Origin of the sequence: Lyngbya sp. PCC 8106, from assembly GCF_000169095.1 — a bacterium.
Lineage (GTDB): Bacteria > Cyanobacteriota > Cyanobacteriia > Cyanobacteriales > Microcoleaceae > Capilliphycus.
Genome location: NZ_AAVU01000059.1, coordinates 1 through 17,800, shown reverse-complemented (window position 1 = coordinate 17,800; position 17,800 = coordinate 1). Strand labels below are relative to the sequence as shown.

Below are 17,800 nucleotides of genomic sequence, written 5' to 3'. Positions count from 1 at the left end.
AAGTTAAAATTAAAAAATTAGTTCAGTCAACCGTTATCTAGGCTACTGGTAGACGGACTTGAAAGCAACTCCCGACTCCAACTTTACTTTTAACAGTGATTTCTCCACCATGACGGCGACTAATAGCTTGGGAAATGGCTAGCCCTAACCCAGAACCGTCTTCACAATAAGTTCGTGCAGTATCCGCCCGCCAGAGACGATCAAATACAAAAGGTAAATGCTCCGAAGCAATACCTATCCCCGTATCTTTAACATCTACCCACACCACTTGATCTTCTCTGTGATTTGAAAGCGTAACCGTTCCGCCTGGGGGAGTATATTGCAGGGCATTTTCAATCAAGTTGCGAAACAGACGAAACAACTGAGAAGCATCACCTTTGACTTTGACATCGGTTTGCGGTTTGAATTGAATTACTATATTTTTAGCTTCGGCATTTAAGTCTAAAAGTTCAACAACTTCTTCTAACAATTCGTTGATAACAATCAGACTTAAAGATTGATCTGATGTACGATTAAATTGATCAGTACGAGCGAGTAACAGCAAATCTTCAACCAAACGACTCATTTGATTTGTCGCGCTAATAATTGCCTGAAATTGTTCTCTATCTTCAGCATAAATATAATTGGCATGAGTTTCTAAAACTTGAACCGAAGTTTTAATCACAGTTAGGGGCGATCGCAATTCGTGGGAAGCATCTGCGGTAAACTGTTGTAATTGCTTAAAACTCTGTTCTATGGGTTTAATCGATTGTTGAGTCAGCCACATTCCCCCAACTCCAATTAATCCAAACCCCACACAACCGCCCAGGGTTAAACCCCAACGCAGTTTTGAGAGAACTCCTTCTATCGACTCGGTAGACTCACTGACTCGAACATAACCTTCTAGTTGTCGGATTTGTTGTTGATTATAACTATAAGCAGGAATCATTAAACTGCGAATTGTTCCCGCAGCAAAAGTTTCAAAGCCCGGTTGTAAAGGGAAGTCAGAAAATAATATCCCTGAAAATGCTAAACGTTTCTGATCTGAAGCAAACCATTCTACACTTTGATTGGGTTTGCGAAGATTTTGCCAAGGAATATCAAGATCTCCATCCCCATCGAGGGGACGATAAGGCGTTTCATTCACTGCGTTGGAGTCTTGTTTGATCGCAACTAAACTATGAGCAGCAGCTTGAGCGAGGTTCAGTATTCGGTTATCGAGTTGTTGGTAAAGACTATTCGTAAAAAAATGATAAACTAATAAATCAGAAATTAGCCGAATCGCAACCATAATTATTAGGTATGATCCGAGTAACCGCCAGCGTAGGGTTTGAAATTGAGGACTCACGGAGTTTTGGGTTTTCCGGTTAGGCTTCATGGTTAGGGAATATGAATGATGAATGATCAATCTTCCTTTTTTCCTCTAATTAACTGCGTTTGAGGCGATATCCCATTCCGTAAACGGTTTCAATCAAATCGGGAGGAGCGCCTACGGTTTTGAGTTTGCGGCGAATGTCTTTAATATGAACTTTAACGGCTTCTTCGCTCGGTGGATCTTCAAAAGACCATAAGTGTTCTAAAATGTTGCTGCGACTGAAAACTCGTTGAGGATTATGCAAGAATAATTCTAACAAGCCGTATTCTTTGGGAGTGAGATGTAAGGGATGTTGGTTGTAGGTGACTTCGCAGGTATTAGGATTGAGGCTGAGTTTTTCCCATGCTAAAATGGGTGGTAAAATGGAGGTTCCTCGACGCAGTAAGGCTCGAATTCTTGCGGCTAATTCGGGTAAATCAAAAGGTTTTACCACATAGTCATCGGCACCTGCATCTAAACCGATTACTTTGTCTTGACTGGAATCTTTGGCGGTGAGCATCAAAACGGGCATCGTATAACCAGCTTGACGTATGCGCTGACATAGGTTAATACCATTGAGTTTGGGTAACATGACATCTAATACAATTAAATCGTATTCAAAAGACTGTACAAATTCCCAACCCGCTTCGCCCTCCAAAGCCACATCGATCACATAGTTTTGAGTTTGTAATGATCTCGATAAGGCTTTGGCGATGCGTTGATCATCCTCAACGAGTAAAATTCTCATGGTGTTGGATTAAGGTTTAATATCCCTCTGGCCCAATGGTTGTGTGATCACATTTAGCTTCAGAGAGATTAGCCATTTTAGAGCGAAATAAATTACAGCCAGAGAGTTCGGTATTGTTGAGTTGGGCTTGTTCTAAATTTGCTCCACTTAAATTAGAATAGCGCAAGTTGGCATCTGTCAAGTTGGCATTGTACAAGTCGGCACCTTGTAAGTTAACATTGGAGAGGTTAGCACCTTGTAAATTCGCGTAACGTAAGTTAGCTCTTGATAAGTTAGTGCCTTTTAAGTTTGCCGAAGAAAGGTTGGCTTGATACAGTCGAATATCTCCGAGTTCAGCTTTGGTAATTTCGCTATTTTGTAAGTTAGCATAACTCAAATTTGCATAGGGCATATAAGCTTCGTTGAGTTGGCTATTGTCTAAATTTATTCCTTCTAAATTAGCCTCGAATAAATCAACTTTTTCTATGCTGATGCCACTAAAATTTCGTCTTCCTTGTGCATATTGCGACCGTAACTCAGCTACACTAATTTTGTGCATCTTTAAAAATCTTAACCATTATTTTAGACCTACAATTAGTTCTCTAGAACTAGAAAACCAAGTGTTAAGTATACATACTTAGCCATTTTTATAGTTTACAATATAGCGACTAAAAGTTAAGATTTATTAATGTTTTTTTAGGGTTTGTGATTAAGGAAGTGAATAACCTGTCGTATTCCGAATGTATTCTTGGACTTGATGATAAACTTCTGGATAAGTCTGAGGATTGAGAATAATTGGTTCAACGCCATCGGGTAGCCAAAATGTAATTCGCTTTCCGGCATCGCAAGCAAAAGCCTGAATTCGACTGAGATTAATTAAATATTCTTTGCGTTCATACTCTAACCGAATCCAATAATTCTGACTCACTGGGGCGATGATTTTTTCAATATAGTTCCAGAGTATCTGATAAACTTCAGGGTTGGCTAGTCCACTCACAACAAGAGGTTGACCACTATCGGGTAACCAAAATTTGATCCGCTGGTTGGCTTCGGCACAAAAAGCGCCAATCCGATCTAGATTGACGATATATTGTTTTCTGTCCTCTAAAATTTTAATCCAGTGAGCCACAGGAGTACCTCAAACCTCTAAATCAATGCGTGATCAAGAATTCAGTTACCCGACATGAATCGTTTCTCAAATCCTCTCTGTTTAGATGTTAGCCCTATTCACCTCAACTAGGAAACCTCAGCCGGGGACTGAACCCGGTTAGAATCTTGAGAATTCTCTGAACTGCTGTTCTCTGTGGACTGTCGCTGAGTAGAAACGTTTGAATGCAATGATCGCCGACAGCTTGCTGCTTTGACTAACCCTCTAAACAAGGGATGAGGGGTATTAGGTCGAGATTGAAATTCTGGGTGGAATTGGGCTGCAATAAAGAAAGGATGACTGGGGAGTTCCACCATTTCCACCAAACGTCCATCGGGAGATGTTCCACTAATCTGATAACCTGACTCTACAAACAGGTTGCGGTAGGCGTTGTTAAATTCATAACGATGGCGATGGCGTTCATAGACCACTTCCTGCTGGTAGAGTTGATACGCTAAGGTATCTCGTTGTAAACGACAGGGATATAACCCTAAACGCATAGTCCCGCCTAAATCTACGACATCTTGCTGTTCGGGTAAAAGGTTGATGACTGGATTCGGGGTTTCGGGGTCAAACTCGGCACTATCGGCTCTTTCCAGTTTAGCAATATGACGCGCCCATTCAATCACACTACATTGCATTCCCAAACAGAGTCCTAAAAAGGGGATATTTTGTTCACGAGCATATTGAATTGCTGCGATTTTACCATCGATTCCTCGAATTCCAAACCCTCCGGGAACGACGATGCCATCAATATTTTTGAGATCAGATTCAATACTATTGTTTTGAACTTCTTCGGAGTCAACCCAACGAATATTCAGTTCGACTCCGATTTCAATCGCCCCATGACGCAAGGCTTCGACGACAGAGAGGTAGGCATCACTGAGTTGAATGTATTTTCCGACAATCGCAATTTCGACTGTTGGCGGTGTAGTCCCTAGATTATCAGTATCTCGATGATACAGGCGATCGACGATGGTTTGCCAAGCCCGTAAGTCGGGTTGACGAGATTCAAGATGCAGGAGTTCTAAGGTTTGCTGGGCAAGTCCTTCTCGTTCGAGGATCAGAGGAACTTCGTATATACTGTCGGCGTCTTGTGCGGTAATGACGGACTCGACTTCGACATCGCAGAATTCAGAGACTTTTTCTTTGATTCCTTTGGCGAGTGGGCGATCGCAGCGACAGACTAACATATCGGGTTTAATTCCAATCGATCGCAATTCTTTGACGGAATGCTGAGTCGGTTTGGTTTTCATTTCCCCTGCTGAAGCAATATAAGGAACCAGGGTAACGTGAACATAAATCACGTTTTGGCGTCCGACATCTTTACGAAACTGACGAATGGCTTCTAAAAAGGGTAAAGATTCAATATCACCAACGGTTCCTCCGACTTCGGTGATCACGACATCGGGATTGGTGTCTCGGGCGACTCGACGGATGCGTTCTTTACATTCATGGGTAATATGGGGGATGACTTGTACCGTTCCCCCCTGATAGTCTCCTCGCCGTTCTTTGTTGATCACCGCCTGGTAGATCGATCCGGCTGTAACACTGTTGAGGCGAGACATGGAGGTATCTGTAAACCGTTCGTAGTGACCTAAATCTAAATCAGTTTCGGCACCGTCTTGAGTGACAAAGACTTCCCCATGTTGAAAGGGACTCATGGTTCCGGGATCGACGTTAATATACGGGTCTAACTTCAAAATTGAGACTGAATAATCTCGGGATTTAAGTAAACGTCCCAAACTAGCAGCCACAATTCCTTTACCAATACTCGAAACAACTCCACCTGTAATAAAAACAAACTTAGTCATAAAAATTACCCATCTCAACTCAATCCATGAAGCACAGTTTGTATTGTGCCACAAAATCTTTTCGATTTGACAATTTTTATGTCCCTCTCTCTAGGGGGTATCGACCTTTGTGAACAATCTTTTTATTCTTCAAGATTTAATCTGGCTTGGGTTGATTTTCAGGGTGATATTTTCGTTAATTTGCCGGAATTGTGTGGTTTGGAATTGCAGATTTTTATGGAGTGAGCGGGATCGATTTAAACAAAAATTATGTCAAAATATCTGGACGAGGATATCGGGCTTGAGTCATTATTCTATTGATGACCAGTAGGATTCAAACTTAAATTTTCTGCCCTGATCATTTCTTCAACTTTTTTTCTATTTTCTGTCTGGCTGGTGTGAATCTACAAATCTTGATTATTGTCTAGTTTGTGAATTAAAATGCTATCTTCTTCGAGTTTAACAGATTTACTGCGTATTTCGCTAGGGTTTTTTTTCCTAACTCAGATTCCTCTAAATACGGCTGTCGCTGCAACTACTTCCCAACGGCTTTTTTCGGCGGCGAATGTTCAGGAACTTGCTCAAACTAATTCTTCTGCTCAGACTCCTTCTGATTGTACTTCTAATTGTCAAGTTTCCGGTTTGTATGTTTTATCGGAAAATGATATTTCTGCGGTGTTTCCTCTGAAAAAAACAGAGGTTTCGGGTCAAATTTCTGGGAATGTTTCACAGGTTGAAGTTGTTCAACGGTTTCAAAATCCTTTTGAAGAAACTTTAGAAGCAATTTATGTTTTTCCTTTACCAGATGAAGCCGCAGTGGATTCTCTGGAAATCAAAATTGGTGATCGCATTGTTAAGTCTATTCTCAAAAAACGAGAAGAAGCACAAGCAATTTATGAACAAGCCAAAACGGAAGGAAATACAACGGCTTTACTTGAACAAGAACGCGATAATATTTTTACTCAATCTTTAGCCAATATTAAACCCGGTGAACAAATAGAAGTTAAAATTCGCTATACAGAAAGTTTGAAGTTTCAAGAGGGAAACTATGAGTTTGTTTTTCCAATGGTTGTAGGCCCTCGTTATATTCCAGGAATTTTAAATAATCAACAAATACGAGAGACACAACGGGTTCCTGATGCGTCTCGAATTACTCCGCCTGTCCTTCCTCCAGGGACTCGTTCCGGACATGATATTAATGTCAAGTTAGAAATTGATGCGGGTATTTTGGGTGAACAGATTACCTCTCCTTCTCATCAGATTATTACTCAAAATCGCGACAATCAGATAGAAGTAAATTTAGCAGAATCTGATACAATTCCCAATAAAGATTTAATCATCCGTTATCAGGTTTCGGATGAAACCACACAACTGAAAACACTCCTTCAAGCTGATGATCGAGGGGGACACTTTGCGACCTATTTGATTCCGAGTTTAGAATATAAACAAGATGAAATTGTGGCAAAAGATGTTGTCTTTTTGATTGATACTTCGGGTTCTCAACGAGGTGAACCTCTAGCCAAGTCGAAACAACTGATGCGACGCTTTATTCAATCTTTAAATCCTGATGATACCTTTAGTATTATCGACTTTTCTGATACAACAACCGCTCTTTCTGCGACTCCCTTAACCAATACTGTCACCAATCAACAAAAAGCAATTGCGTATATTAATCAACTCGAAGCTAATGGCGGAACTGAGTTATTAAATGGAATTCAAACAGTGATGGATTTTCCCTCGCCTCCGGTTAAACGTTTACGCAGTATTGTCTTAATTACAGATGGCTATATTGGGAATGAAAATGAAGTTCTTTCGGTTGTCAAAAATCAGTTAAAATCAGGAAATCGTCTTTATAGTTTTGGCGTGGGAAGTTCGGTTAATCGCTTTTTATTGAACCGTTTGGCTGAAATTGGACGAGGAACAACTCAAATTACTCGCCCCGATGAACCGACAGAAGATCAGGTAGAATTGTTTGTAAATCAAATCAATAATCCAGTTTTAACGAATCTTCAAGTCGGTTGGGAAGGAGGGGGGGAACCTGTTGAAATTTACCCCGTGAGAGTTGCAGATTTATTTGATCATCAGCCCCTCGTAATTTTTGGACGAAAAACTGACCGTCGTAATGGTAAACTGAAGATTAGAGGAATAACGGCTAATGGCGATCGCTATGAACAAATCATTCCGGTCAACTTTACAGCCTCGACAAATGTTAATATTCCTGAATCGACTTCATCTACTCAAATCGACACTCGTTTTGGTAATAGTGCAATCGCTCAGTTGTGGGGACGAGCAAAAATTAAACACTTAATGAATCAAATGTTTGGGGGTGAAACCCGATCCGGTGTTGATGCAGTCACACAGACCGCTCTAGATTACCAGTTGTTGTCGCAGTATACCGCATTTGTGGCAGTCAGTGAAGAAGTAAGAGTCGATCCAGATGGCACGCGCCGCACGGTACAAATTCCGGTAGAATTACCAGAAGGGGTTAGTTATGAGGGGATTTTTGGATCTGAACCTTCAGTTAATGGTTCTTCTAATGCGGTTCCCAGTTTTGGATCTCCTTCCCCTCAACAGTCTACACCTACACGCAGAGGAATTCGTTCGTCGGAAATTGCACCTTCTCCTCCTTCAGTTTCGTCTCTCCCTACTCCTGTTTCTGTCCGTTCAGAATCCCGTCTAAAAGTGATTGCAGTTGAGGGATTAGATCAAGAGATGACGACTGAACTCAACCGCTATTTACAAGGGGTTAACTTACCAGAAGGGGTTCGAGGTAAATTGGTGTTTGAAGTTGTGGTTCGTGAGGGAAATGTAGAACGGATTATCTGGGATGATATTGACTCCAACCTCATTGTTTCTAAGGCGAGTGATACAGTGATTGTAGTTAATCGAGTTCGGCAATCCCTGAAAATGTGGCAGTTTCCATCTGATCTTAATAAGACTATTCAGATTGAGTTACAAATTCAGCCTAATTAATCTGCTGAATATTTGTTAAAAGAAAAACTCCGTCATCCCATTAAATTGTTGGAAAATCCTGGCGGAGTATACTGTAAAAATACTCTGATTTTCAGAGAATAAATTAACAACGACGAACTGTGTTATAGTCAGAAAAGTTCAGTTAAAATAAAGTTAGGGTATTTTTACAGTTGTAAATTATTCTCTTGAATTCTCCTCAACACCAAGTTACACTTGATTAAACCTTGCGAATTTAGAGGAAGTATTCTCAATTACCCCCAAGCCAAAAACAACAGAAGATAGATATTTTCTGAATCAACCCGAAAGACGAATTTAGAGGAAAAAACTAAACAAGATATTTTCGGAATTAAATTAATAAAAGTCCGTATCTCTTACTATAGCTAGTTATTCTCAATAAGCACCTTTTTTGACAATAGATAGAGTTATTGTGTATCATTTTCAGTATGAAAGCTTTATTGATAACAAAATTATGCCTTTATACACCTCTTCCTCGTTCAAATCTGAACTGAATAATAAGGGCTGGCGGCTGACTCCTCAACGGGAAACTATTCTGCACGTCTTTCAAAATCTTCCCAAAGGAAACCATTTAAGCGCAGAAGATCTATACAATCTTCTCAAAAGCCGAGGCGAAGCGATCAGTTTATCAACAATATACCGCACCCTGAAACTCATGGCACGACTGGGGATTTTGCGAGAACTCGAACTTGCCGAAGGCCATAAGCACTACGAAATTAATCAACCCTATCCCCATCATCACCATCATTTAGTCTGTGTCCAGTGCAATAAAACCATCGAATTCAAAAACGATTCTATTTCAAAAATCGGCATGAAGCAAGCCGAAAAATCCGGACTCCATTTATTAGACTGTCAATTGACAATTCATACCGTTTGCTACGAAGCCTTAAGAATGGGGTGGCCTTCTTTGATTCCCAGTGAATGGTCTTGCTCACAAGCGATCGCAGAGCAAGCGGAACATACCGAAAATAGTTTAGCAGAATCAGACTTAGAACTAGATGGCATTGAATAGAGAGATAAAAGCGGGGAAATTGAGTTCGTCTCCCCGCGAAAATGTTGCTCAACTGTCTCAGAATTTAACGAGATTGAGACTGCAATCCGCCGAACAGGACATCATTCGCACTACTACCATAAACCTCTTGTGCTTGATTAACAGCCGCTTCCGTTTGAGGATTATAAACCCCATCAATTGGCCCTTCATAAAGCCCTTGAACTTGTAATCGTTTCTGCAACTCTTGGACACTAGCAGTCCCCAAGCGAGAATTTTCAGGTGTTGTGGTGGTTGTTATGAGTGTCGTCTCAAGAAGAGGAGTTTGAGCAATTTCAGTCGCCGGAGTTGTAGCCGGAGTAGAAGTATCAGCCTTTAAAGAAGATCCTGAAGACTGAGCGCTATTAAACATATAAATGCGCGTTGTCGGCCCAACTACACCCGTCTGGGTAATTCCATTTGAGCGTTGAAAGCGAACGACAGCATCCTGAGTCGTGCGGTCAAAAAACCCGTTAATCGGCCCTCTGTAGTAGTTTAAATCTCGCAGACGTTGTTGTACTTTTCTCACTTCAAAGCCTGTATCTCCCACACTCACAAAACTCCGGTAAGTCGCCACAGGTTGAACAGGAGTCAGGGGAGAAACATTCATTGGCCGACCTTGAGGAACAGGAGCAAAGGGAGTCGGATTGAAAGGCCGACCTTGAGCAATAAGCGGATTAACAGGTTGATTAACTGGAGCAATTCCCCCGATGGGGCGACCTTGAGGAATGCCAAAATTCGACACTTGAGAAATTACTCTCGGCTGAACCTGAGGAACAGCACTGATTAAATAAGATTGAGTTGTAGCTCCGACCACTCCTGTCTGAGATATACCATAATCTTGCTGAAACGCAAGTACAGCTCGTCGAGTGGTGAGGTCAAAAATCCCGTTTACTGAACCATTATAATAACCTAATACCCGGAGTCGTTGCTGTACCAAACTGACAGAGGTACCGCGATCGCCTAATCTCAAAGGAAGGGAAGGATTAGCCACAGGAGTTGTCGGAATTGAAGGAATACCTTCTCCCGTCGCACTAATCAAATAACTCACTGTTGTCGGCCCAACTTGTCCCGTGGGTTGAATTCTGTAAGCTTGCTGAAAACGAATCACCGCTTGCTCTGTACGAGCATCAAAATAGTTGGTGATTTCTCCGTCATAAAATCCTAACCGGAAAAGTCGTTGTTGAAGGACACCCACTGCTGGCCCTGTGTCTCCTTGTTGGAGGACTCCCGAAGGCAAAGGTGTCGGGTTTCCTGGTAATGTCGGAACCCGATTATTGAGAAAGACTAGCGTTTCTTCACTGACTAACCCGGTAGCGGGGATTAAGTTGGCTTGCTGGAAACGAATCACTGCATTTTGGGTAATTGAACCAAAGAAGCCTGTCGGTGAGGTATTAAAGTAACCCAGTTGGCGCAAACGGGTTTGTAAATCTGTTACTCCGGGGCCTTGATCTCCCTGACCTAAACCGATCGCCGCGCGGCCCAGAGGAGGAGGCTCAGGGTTGGGATTAGTCGCCAGTCCTAAAGCCGCTAAGGTATTGGGGCCAACAACACCATCGGCAGAAAGTCCGTTGGCTTGCTGAAACCGAATCACAGCATCCCGAGTAATCGGGCCATAATATCCGGTCACGGTTGCATTAAAAAAACCGAGAGATTGTAAAGATTGCTGGATCGCACTCACCTCTGCGCCGCGACTCCCTTGCGTAATTAACTGAGCAACAGCAGATTGAGGTAGGGTTAAGGCTGTGGTGAGTACAGCTAGAGATAAAAAATAGGGGTAAGTTAAGGATGAAAACTGCTTCCAATTAATACAGGTAGGTGCTTTAAATTGGTACTCAGGAGGGTCTTCACAAGCCACAGCTAAATGAAGATAAGCATAAGAGTCCATCATAATTTCAGGTGCGAAAAAAATCTATGGAAACAACAAGTCAAAGACTATCAGCCTCTGACTTATCGTTTGTTCTATTCTATATTAAGGATCAATTCTCAGGTCGTTTTAATTTACACCAAACCTGCTCGATCAATCACAAAAGCAACAGTTGCAGCGAATATTGTTATTCCTAAAGCAACAAAGGGACTTTGACCTTGACTAACGGCAAAAGAAGTTGCTACCCCAGCACCTAAGGCAGCCGTTACAACTGCAACGACCGGATCACCTTTTGAATCTTTTTTATACATTTGTTATTTCCTGAATCAGATTTTTTTAGGAGTCATTTGGAATGCGTTTAATAACCGTAACACCTAGACTCTCTCTGTGGACATGATCCGGTTATCATTGCAATTAAGATTGATTTTTGTCCAACTTTCTTAACATAATTGTTGATTTAGCTAGAAAACAATTCAACAAATATTAAAATTTAATAAAAAATTGTCAAGTTATAGATTTTGATATGATAAAAGACACGATTTTCTCATGTCTCTATAATAATTTAAGTTACAAAAATTTTCTTAAAAGCTTAAAAACGCTCAATAATGATCGAATTATTCTAGGGCTTCCGTGTTACCTCCTTTCACCCAACCGACCCGGTTGCTGTCTTCTTCTGCCTGAACCCGTTGCCAATTTTTGTCTTCACTTTCTTCTAGAACAATTACCTCTTCCTCATAACCCACACCCCCAATTCGAGTCGCTTCAAAACTCGGACTATCTCGTAAAATCAAACCAATAGGCTGCACGACCACCGCTCGATAGGCTCCCTCCGGTAACGAAGGCGTAGGAGTTGGAGTCGGAGTTGGACTCGGAGTCGGTTTCGGAGTGTTACTAGCCGTTTGAGCCGTTGGTGAAGTATCGTTTTCAAAAGTTGGTCGTTCGGGAAGTTCAGTCAGCCGAGCGGCAAAATAGAGAGCCGCCGCAACGCTAGCACCTGCAAGAATCACAATGGCTAAAAAAAACCCGACTAAAAACTTGAGGAGATTGTACAAGTTCATAGGTGAATGAGAAATCGTCAGGGGTGAGCGATGAGACATCAATAGAATACAGGAAAACTTAAGACCTTAACTATACCTTAAAATCCTCACCTTGAAAGCGAGGACTCAAATTACTCTTGCGAGAAGCAAGACGAGCTTTTCCGGCTGCCGCCCACTCTTGCAAAAATTGAATTTGCTCTTGAGCGGTACGAGCCAGGGGAACAATTTGACTGGCGGCTTCTAAAATATCCTCAGTGGTAAAGTCACGATTCTGACTAAAGCCAATGTGCATTGCTTCAATCAAAATTTGTTCAATTTCCGCCCCTGAAAAATCAGGAGTTTCATAGGCTAAACGGTTAAAATCATAGTTTTTGATTCCCTGAGGTCGTAGTTTGGATAAATGCACCTCAAAAATGGCTTGGCGTTCTTCCTGAAAAGGTAAACCCACAAAGAAGATTTCATCAAATCGTCCTTTCCGCAAAATTTCTGGAGGTAAGGATTGAATATTATTCGCCGTCGCCACCACAAAAACAGGTGAAGTTTTTTCAGCCAGCCAAGTGATAAATGTTCCAAAAACCCGATTTGCCGTTCCGGCGTCCCCCTGGCTATTCATTCCAGAAAAGGCTTTATCAATTTCATCGATCCACAACACACAAGGCGCGAGCGCTTCTGAGAGTTGAATCATTTGTCGGGTTCTTGATTCTGACTCTCCGACTAACCCTCCAAATAACCGCCCCACATCCAAGCGTAACAGGGGAAGATGCCAATGATGAGCGATCGCTTTAGCGGTTAAGGATTTTCCGGTGCCTTGAATTCCGACCAGTAGCAATCCTCTAGGATAGGGTAAGCCGTATTGTCGGGCTTGTTCAGAAAAAGCACCCCCTCGCCGCAGTAACCAATCTTTGAGGTTATCTAAGCCGCCAATATCAGAAATATTTTCTTGAGCGGGGTAAAAGTCGAGAATTTGGGTTTGGCGGATGGTCTGTCGTTTTTCTTCTAAAATCAGATCCACATCATCAAGACGGATTTCTCCGTGAGTGGCGATCGCTTTGGCTAAAATCCGGCGAATACGTTCGATCGACAAACCTTGAAAAGAGCGCACCATTTCATCAAGTTGACTGACATCTCCCGAATATCCCGTCGCCGCCAATAACCGTTGAACCTCTGCTTGAATTTCCAGACGATCCGGTAAGGGAAATTCTAGAACAGTTAAGACTTCACTCAAATCGGGAGGAATGACAACCCGGGGTGAGAGGAGAATAATATTTTTCGGCTGAGACTTCAAGCGTCGAGCAAGATTGCGAAGTTTACGAGAAATAGCCAGGTCATCGAGGAAGCGGTGAAAGTCTCGTAAAATGAAAATTGCGGGGCTAGAGTCAGCCAGTTTTTCGACAAATTCTAGAGCCTGTAAAGGATTACGACTACCCAATCCTATATCGTTGGGATTGCCTTCTTGATAGCCTTCGACAAAATCCCAAATATAAACAGGTCGATTTCCTTGCTGTTTAGCGGATTGTTTGATGGTCAGTTCAATTCGCTCTTCTTCTAGAGTCGCGATGTAGATTAAGGAGTAGCGCGATCGCAGGAGTAACTCTAACTCCTCACTAAATTTGCTCATCAGACTTTTGGGGGTTGCTTGTTCGACTTCAGCAATTTCAGGTTTTTTTCTAACGGTTGAGCTGTGATCACAGAGAGCTTACCCCAATTGATGTTTGAGAGCTTCTAAAGCCGCCCATCGGCTATCGATCGGGTTATCTGAAGGGGTGTCGGTATTCGACTGAGGCGGTTCACAAGGACCCTCACACAGTTGTCGCAAGGGGGTCTGCAAACACAGTTGTTGATATAACCAGTCGGCGGGATCAAAATTACCTTGAGGGGAAAGGGTTTCCACCAAGTCTTCGATATTGATTTCTACATCCAAGGAATTTAGATGAGCTTGATGAGCCGAAGCATCCAACCAAATCATTTCGGATGTGTCTACTTTTAAGCGATGGTTATATTGTTTCAGACACCGATGACAGGTGAGGGTCACGATAGTTTCCGCTTGAGCTGTAACTTCGATGTAGGTTGTTTTGTGAGTCACCTTCAAACGACCTCGAACGGGGGTCAGGGTTTCGAGTTCAGGGAGAAATTCCTCAAACTGAAACTCCAGACTGCGTTGAGGTGCTTTTAACAGGTGAGGGATGTAGATGGCATCCATAAGGCTGCTACTCCCAGGACTAGACATTGATTGACACGTTGAATGCTGAGTTTTTAACTTTTGACCTTGATCACCAGCCGACGATCAGGTTCTTGTCCTCGACTATAGGTTTCAATCTCTTCGCTGTCTTTCAAGATGTTATGAATCAGACGACGTTCGACAGAGGAAAGAGACTTGATTTCGAGTTCGACTCCCGTTTGATGAACTTGTTTTGCCGCATTTTCAGCTAAAGCACTGAGTTCTTGATAACGACGAACTCGATATCCGTTTAATTCAATCGTGTAAGCGGCTTTTTCCTCCTCTTCTAGACCCAAATTAACGACGGTGTTAATCAAGTATTGGATCGCATCTAAGACCTCACCACTTGGGCCTGTGAGGGCGGCAATTTGTTGGGGAGAGAGGTTGCTTTCACCAATTGTTAACCAGCAAGAGTCGTCTTCTTGAGAGACTTGAACGGCTGAAGGAAGCGCTCCGACTTTTAAGAGGTCCTCTAGCCATTCTTTGCCCTGTTGCATCTGATCTTCGTCTATTGTTTGCATCATGTTTTCTTTTTAGAACTTCCCGGTTCAAATGGAAGTGCAGATCGTTTTCCACTTCCCCCGTCAGATGAAGGAGCAGCTTTTGCGGTTTTCAGATTCGCTTCTTCGACGATTTTCTGAAGATTTTCAGGTAAGGGTTCTCTAGACAGGATAAAAGATTGTACCGTCTGGAAAATGTTGGCAATTAGCATATATAACAACACTCCAGCCGGAAGGGGAAAGAAGAAGAACATTCCCGTAAACAAAACTGGAGTAATTTTATTGATGGTATCCTGCTGAGGATTTCCACTCGACGGGGTGTTATTTTGTCCCGATAGAACTTGGTTGAGATAGAGGCTGATCCCAAAGGTTAAAATCATGCCGACAATATCCCAGTGAATGACTCCATCTTCATCGAAAGCACCCACACGACCTAAAGCGTCAATAAACAAAAAGCCTTTGTCGGCTGCAATTCCTTTGAGTGATGCTTGGATGCTTACCTGTCCGGGGGCTAGAGCAATGAGATTGCCTTGCTCATCTATCTTGACTTTTTCTTCTCCCTTCGTTACCGTCCAAACTGGAGTTAGCTTGGAATCGGGATAGTTTTCGAGTTTAGTTTCTAGGGGTTCACCCTGAGCGGTTTCAAATTCAACCTGGGTTTTTTCCCCCACCACCATTTTGTTTCCACCCGGTAGCAGCGCCACAGTCGAAAAGTGAACGCCATCGGCGACATAGACGTTTTGTGCTTTGGTTGTATAAGCGGTTGGTTGAATCAGTTCCATCTGTTCGCGAGGAAAGATGTCCACATCCACGGTGTAACTGACATCTGAAAAGGGCGATCCTCGCAGGGTTGCAAACAGCGCGAACAAAATCGGCATCTGAAGCACAAGCGGAAAACATCCAGCCAAGGGGTTTCCCAGTTCTTTGTAGACGCGACTCATTTCTTCGCGTTGTTTGACGGGATCATCCTTGTACTGTTGCTGAATCTTCTCGACTCGCTCTTTCATTAATGGCTGAGTCAATTTCATACGCCTCATATTGCGGATTGAACCTGCATTTAGAGGGTACAGAGAAAAGCGGATGACTAGCGTTAAGGCTACGATCGCTAAACCGTAGCTCGGCACGATCCCATAGAAAAAGTCTAGGATCGGCAACATAATGTTGTTTGAGAGAAACCCAATACCAAAGTCCATTCGTCTTATGAGATAATCTAATCTGCTTACCAGTCTTTAATCACTAATTTACCAAAAAAAGCGGGATGCAAGCCTCAACAGGTTCATTGGGTCACGTCTCTTTTCTCCACATGGGTCAAAGATTGAGTATTTTCTGAGCCTGATTTTTGATGGGTGTCTTGAAATTGGGGAAGAAGTTGGCGAGTCAACGATCTTGATTTTGATCTTGGATTTTGACAAAAATCTTTTCTAGCCCTAATTTCCCCGAGACGCATCCGCTTTTAAAGCAATTTTTTCTTCAATAAATTCGTAGATTTCTCGAAATCGAGGAAGTGCGCGGAGTTCTAAGCGACTCCCGTTTCTGAGGGTGAGAACCATATCTCCCCACAGTCCGAGTCCACGTGGCACTTTAGCAATTTTTACGATTTCCGAGTAAACAATATCGGTGCGATCGCGTCCCATCCAGCCCCCGGTGACTGAAACCCGACGGTTTGTAATCCGATAACGCAACCACAAGGCTCTGACAACCGAACCGACAGCGAGGGGCAGTCCGATAATTGTTAGTCCAACTAATAAATTGATCATCAGGTCTCCCACGTGGGGGCCACCTTCATACAATGTTTCCTCCCGAATACTCATTGATTACCTCTGCTTGTACCAACAACTGTTCTAATTCTTGCAGAAATTCGGCATAATTGCATTCTATCGCTGTTGGCTTAACAACGATCACAATATCCCAACCGCTCGACAACTTCGATAAGAGTTGACGGAAAGCGGCTCGAATTTGTCGTTTAATTCGATTGCGAACCACAGCGCGTTTGCTAACTTTTTGACTGATGGAAATCCCGATCCGGGTCGCTCGCTGCGTCTGATTTAAGATCTCGGAGATCTGATCTTCAGGTTGAGGAGAACATCGTAATGCCCTCAGCGTTAAGTGAGAAGTCTTGCGATGCACTCCACGAGCGTAAACTGCTTTAAAGTCTTGGGGATGCCAGAGTCGGTGAACTTTGGGTAACATCGCACCAGAATCTCAAGAATACAGTGGGCTGTTCACCCTTGTCTTACTTGAGTCATTAAGTTTACACAGACAAACGAGCGCGTCCTTTTTTACGACGAGATCGAATCACCGATTGACCGTTTTTTGTTCGCATCCGGACTCTAAACCCCGATACTCTTTTTTTCTTGCGGTTCGTTCCCTTTAAGGTTTGTTGAGCCATTGTTCTTGATTTTTAGCTTTCCAAAAAAGTCCCAATCGCTAATCTTAGCACATTCAACTCGACTCAAAAAGACCTAGAGTTAGCGAGATTTTCCACAAACCCACAGACTCAACGAAGATAAAATAGAGTCAAGTTATCCCCATTTACTTTAGTCAATACTCAATACCCAAGTTCCCACATAGCGCAGAAGGGGAACATCTCCGGGGGTGCGGATATTGGCATTAAAATGAAACATTCCCCCAAAAGTCGGATTTTTGACATTCGACATGACAATCTCTAACTTGTTGCCTGCGGGAATGGGTTCAGTCGGATAAATCTCGATAAAATTATTATCAGCATCCCAAACCACTTCTTCTAAAGGAACCGATTCGCCTTGAATCCGCACTTCAATCTTATCAGGGTCAAACTTGCCCTTGTAATACTCCGGATAAGTAATTGAGATCAGGGCAACCGCCAAATTTAGTTTATTAGCGGGAATTCTCAGTTTATACCGATCCCAACTACCTGCTTGACCGCTTTGCAGATAGAAGTTAAGCATATTAGCCTGTTCAGGCCCGCCAAACAACGTAATTCCAGGTGTTCCCTGAGCAAAACTGAGGATCGGAAGGCTGCCAAGTAAGACACCAGTGAGTGCAAGACTTGAAAAAAAACGGCGCATACAGACTCCTTTAATTAAGTGAAATTTTATGAGAAAACCCTGAACTAGATAAAAACAAGTTAAAGATACGAAATGCTTTGTCAATATCCGATTTACGATGCAAGGAACGGAAGTTA

General features: G+C 42.6%; 18 protein-coding genes. 2 read left to right on the top strand and 16 right to left on the bottom strand.

Annotated elements, in window-relative coordinates; all coding sequences use genetic code 11:
* Nucleotides 1-37: 37 nt before the first annotated feature.
* From L8106_RS26305 to L8106_RS26285, 5 genes are all read right to left on the bottom strand, one after another.
* Entirely contained in the window at nucleotides 38-1,357 is a 1,320-nt protein-coding gene (locus tag L8106_RS26305; RefSeq protein WP_009787576.1) for a cell wall metabolism sensor histidine kinase WalK, read from the bottom strand.
* Nucleotides 1,358-1,406: 49 nt separating this feature from the next.
* On the bottom strand, nucleotides 1,407-2,081 hold the full coding sequence (locus L8106_RS26300; RefSeq protein ID WP_009787575.1) for a response regulator transcription factor: 675 nt from the start codon (nucleotides 2,079-2,081) through the stop codon (nucleotides 1,407-1,409).
* Between the two features lie 16 nt (nucleotides 2,082-2,097).
* Nucleotides 2,098-2,619 carry a pentapeptide repeat-containing protein gene (locus L8106_RS26295; RefSeq protein WP_009787574.1) on the bottom strand — a complete coding sequence of 174 codons (522 nt, stop codon included), beginning with the start codon at nucleotides 2,617-2,619 and terminating at the stop codon, nucleotides 2,098-2,100.
* 150 nt (nucleotides 2,620-2,769) lie between these two features.
* Complete coding sequence (locus L8106_RS26290; RefSeq protein ID WP_009787573.1) at nucleotides 2,770-3,189, bottom strand: hypothetical protein; 420 nt, start codon at nucleotides 3,187-3,189, stop codon at nucleotides 2,770-2,772.
* A gap of 107 nt (nucleotides 3,190-3,296) precedes the next feature.
* Nucleotides 3,297-5,021, bottom strand: coding sequence for a CTP synthase (locus tag L8106_RS26285; protein ID WP_009787572.1), 1,725 nt, complete (start codon nucleotides 5,019-5,021; stop codon nucleotides 3,297-3,299).
* A gap of 420 nt (nucleotides 5,022-5,441) precedes the next feature.
* Between L8106_RS26285 and L8106_RS26280 the strand changes: the two genes are divergently transcribed.
* On the top strand, nucleotides 5,442-7,973 hold the full coding sequence (locus L8106_RS26280) for a VIT domain-containing protein (protein ID WP_009787571.1): 2,532 nt from the start codon (nucleotides 5,442-5,444) through the stop codon (nucleotides 7,971-7,973).
* A 469-nt stretch (nucleotides 7,974-8,442) separates the two neighbouring features.
* The gene (locus L8106_RS26275) at nucleotides 8,443-9,000 is read left to right on the top strand and encodes a transcriptional repressor (RefSeq protein WP_039897342.1); all 558 of its coding nucleotides are present in this window, start codon (nucleotides 8,443-8,445) and stop codon (nucleotides 8,998-9,000) included.
* A gap of 64 nt (nucleotides 9,001-9,064) precedes the next feature.
* Here L8106_RS26275 and L8106_RS26270 read toward each other — a convergent pair whose 3' ends face one another.
* The 11 genes from L8106_RS26270 to L8106_RS26225 all read right to left on the bottom strand — a co-directional run bounded on the left by L8106_RS26270 (nucleotide 9,065) and on the right by L8106_RS26225 (nucleotide 17,684).
* On the bottom strand, nucleotides 9,065-10,906 hold the full coding sequence (locus L8106_RS26270; RefSeq protein ID WP_083798486.1) for a peptidoglycan-binding protein: 1,842 nt from the start codon (nucleotides 10,904-10,906) through the stop codon (nucleotides 9,065-9,067).
* A 110-nt stretch (nucleotides 10,907-11,016) separates the two neighbouring features.
* Nucleotides 11,017-11,193 (bottom strand): hypothetical protein, encoded by a 177-nt coding sequence (locus tag L8106_RS33270; protein WP_009787568.1) that lies wholly within the window; start codon nucleotides 11,191-11,193, stop codon nucleotides 11,017-11,019.
* A gap of 303 nt (nucleotides 11,194-11,496) precedes the next feature.
* The gene (locus L8106_RS26265; RefSeq protein WP_009787567.1) at nucleotides 11,497-11,979 is read right to left on the bottom strand and encodes an SH3 domain-containing protein; all 483 of its coding nucleotides are present in this window, start codon (nucleotides 11,977-11,979) and stop codon (nucleotides 11,497-11,499) included.
* Nucleotides 11,980-12,010: 31 nt separating this feature from the next.
* Entirely contained in the window at nucleotides 12,011-13,537 is a 1,527-nt protein-coding gene (locus tag L8106_RS26260) for an AAA family ATPase (RefSeq protein WP_009787566.1), read from the bottom strand.
* 78 nt (nucleotides 13,538-13,615) lie between these two features.
* Nucleotides 13,616-14,119 carry a DUF177 domain-containing protein gene (locus L8106_RS26255; protein WP_009787565.1) on the bottom strand — a complete coding sequence of 168 codons (504 nt, stop codon included), beginning with the start codon at nucleotides 14,117-14,119 and terminating at the stop codon, nucleotides 13,616-13,618.
* A 53-nt stretch (nucleotides 14,120-14,172) separates the two neighbouring features.
* Nucleotides 14,173-14,661: a R3H domain-containing nucleic acid-binding protein gene (locus tag L8106_RS26250; RefSeq protein ID WP_009787564.1), complete on the bottom strand. Its 489-nt coding sequence runs from the start codon at nucleotides 14,659-14,661 to the stop codon at nucleotides 14,173-14,175.
* Nucleotides 14,658-15,830: a membrane protein insertase YidC gene (yidC, locus tag L8106_RS26245; protein WP_039897335.1), complete on the bottom strand. Its 1,173-nt coding sequence runs from the start codon at nucleotides 15,828-15,830 to the stop codon at nucleotides 14,658-14,660. Before yidC ends, L8106_RS26250 begins: the two co-directional genes overlap by 4 nt.
* A gap of 234 nt (nucleotides 15,831-16,064) precedes the next feature.
* Nucleotides 16,065-16,448 (bottom strand): PH domain-containing protein, encoded by a 384-nt coding sequence (locus L8106_RS26240; protein WP_039897334.1) that lies wholly within the window; start codon nucleotides 16,446-16,448, stop codon nucleotides 16,065-16,067.
* The gene (rnpA, locus tag L8106_RS26235) at nucleotides 16,420-16,827 is read right to left on the bottom strand and encodes a ribonuclease P protein component (protein ID WP_009787561.1); all 408 of its coding nucleotides are present in this window, start codon (nucleotides 16,825-16,827) and stop codon (nucleotides 16,420-16,422) included. The genes L8106_RS26240 and rnpA overlap by 29 nt, the downstream gene beginning before the upstream one ends.
* Before the next feature lie 61 nt (nucleotides 16,828-16,888).
* On the bottom strand, nucleotides 16,889-17,026 hold the full coding sequence (gene rpmH / locus L8106_RS26230) for a 50S ribosomal protein L34 (protein WP_009787560.1): 138 nt from the start codon (nucleotides 17,024-17,026) through the stop codon (nucleotides 16,889-16,891).
* Nucleotides 17,027-17,174: 148 nt separating this feature from the next.
* Nucleotides 17,175-17,684 (bottom strand): DUF2808 domain-containing protein, encoded by a 510-nt coding sequence (locus tag L8106_RS26225; protein WP_009787559.1) that lies wholly within the window; start codon nucleotides 17,682-17,684, stop codon nucleotides 17,175-17,177.
* Nucleotides 17,685-17,800 lie beyond the last annotated feature (116 nt).

Bases quoted from the DNA above. Each gene is read 5' to 3' on its own strand.
- L8106_RS26305 (WP_009787576.1), bottom strand. From the start codon at position 1,357: ATGAAGCCTAACCGGAAAACCCAAAACTCCGTGAGTCCTCAATTTCAA.
- L8106_RS26300 (WP_009787575.1), bottom strand. From the start codon at position 2,081: ATGAGAATTTTACTCGTTGAGGATGATCAACGCATCGCCAAAGCCTTA.
- L8106_RS26295 (WP_009787574.1), bottom strand. From the start codon at position 2,619: ATGCACAAAATTAGTGTAGCTGAGTTACGGTCGCAATATGCACAAGGA.
- L8106_RS26285 (WP_009787572.1), bottom strand. From the start codon at position 5,021: ATGACTAAGTTTGTTTTTATTACAGGTGGAGTTGTTTCGAGTATTGGT.
- L8106_RS26280 (WP_009787571.1), top strand. From the start codon at position 5,442: ATGCTATCTTCTTCGAGTTTAACAGATTTACTGCGTATTTCGCTAGGG.
- L8106_RS26275 (WP_039897342.1), top strand. From the start codon at position 8,443: ATGCCTTTATACACCTCTTCCTCGTTCAAATCTGAACTGAATAATAAG.
- L8106_RS26270 (WP_083798486.1), bottom strand. From the start codon at position 10,906: ATGATGGACTCTTATGCTTATCTTCATTTAGCTGTGGCTTGTGAAGAC.
- L8106_RS33270 (WP_009787568.1), bottom strand. From the start codon at position 11,193: ATGTATAAAAAAGATTCAAAAGGTGATCCGGTCGTTGCAGTTGTAACG.
- L8106_RS26265 (WP_009787567.1), bottom strand. From the start codon at position 11,979: ATGTCTCATCGCTCACCCCTGACGATTTCTCATTCACCTATGAACTTG.
- L8106_RS26260 (WP_009787566.1), bottom strand. From the start codon at position 13,537: ATGAGCAAATTTAGTGAGGAGTTAGAGTTACTCCTGCGATCGCGCTAC.
- L8106_RS26255 (WP_009787565.1), bottom strand. From the start codon at position 14,119: ATGGATGCCATCTACATCCCTCACCTGTTAAAAGCACCTCAACGCAGT.
- L8106_RS26250 (WP_009787564.1), bottom strand. From the start codon at position 14,661: ATGATGCAAACAATAGACGAAGATCAGATGCAACAGGGCAAAGAATGG.
- yidC (WP_039897335.1), bottom strand. From the start codon at position 15,830: ATGGACTTTGGTATTGGGTTTCTCTCAAACAACATTATGTTGCCGATC.
- L8106_RS26240 (WP_039897334.1), bottom strand. From the start codon at position 16,448: ATGAGTATTCGGGAGGAAACATTGTATGAAGGTGGCCCCCACGTGGGA.
- rnpA (WP_009787561.1), bottom strand. From the start codon at position 16,827: ATGTTACCCAAAGTTCACCGACTCTGGCATCCCCAAGACTTTAAAGCA.
- rpmH (WP_009787560.1), bottom strand. From the start codon at position 17,026: ATGGCTCAACAAACCTTAAAGGGAACGAACCGCAAGAAAAAAAGAGTA.
- L8106_RS26225 (WP_009787559.1), bottom strand. From the start codon at position 17,684: ATGCGCCGTTTTTTTTCAAGTCTTGCACTCACTGGTGTCTTACTTGGC.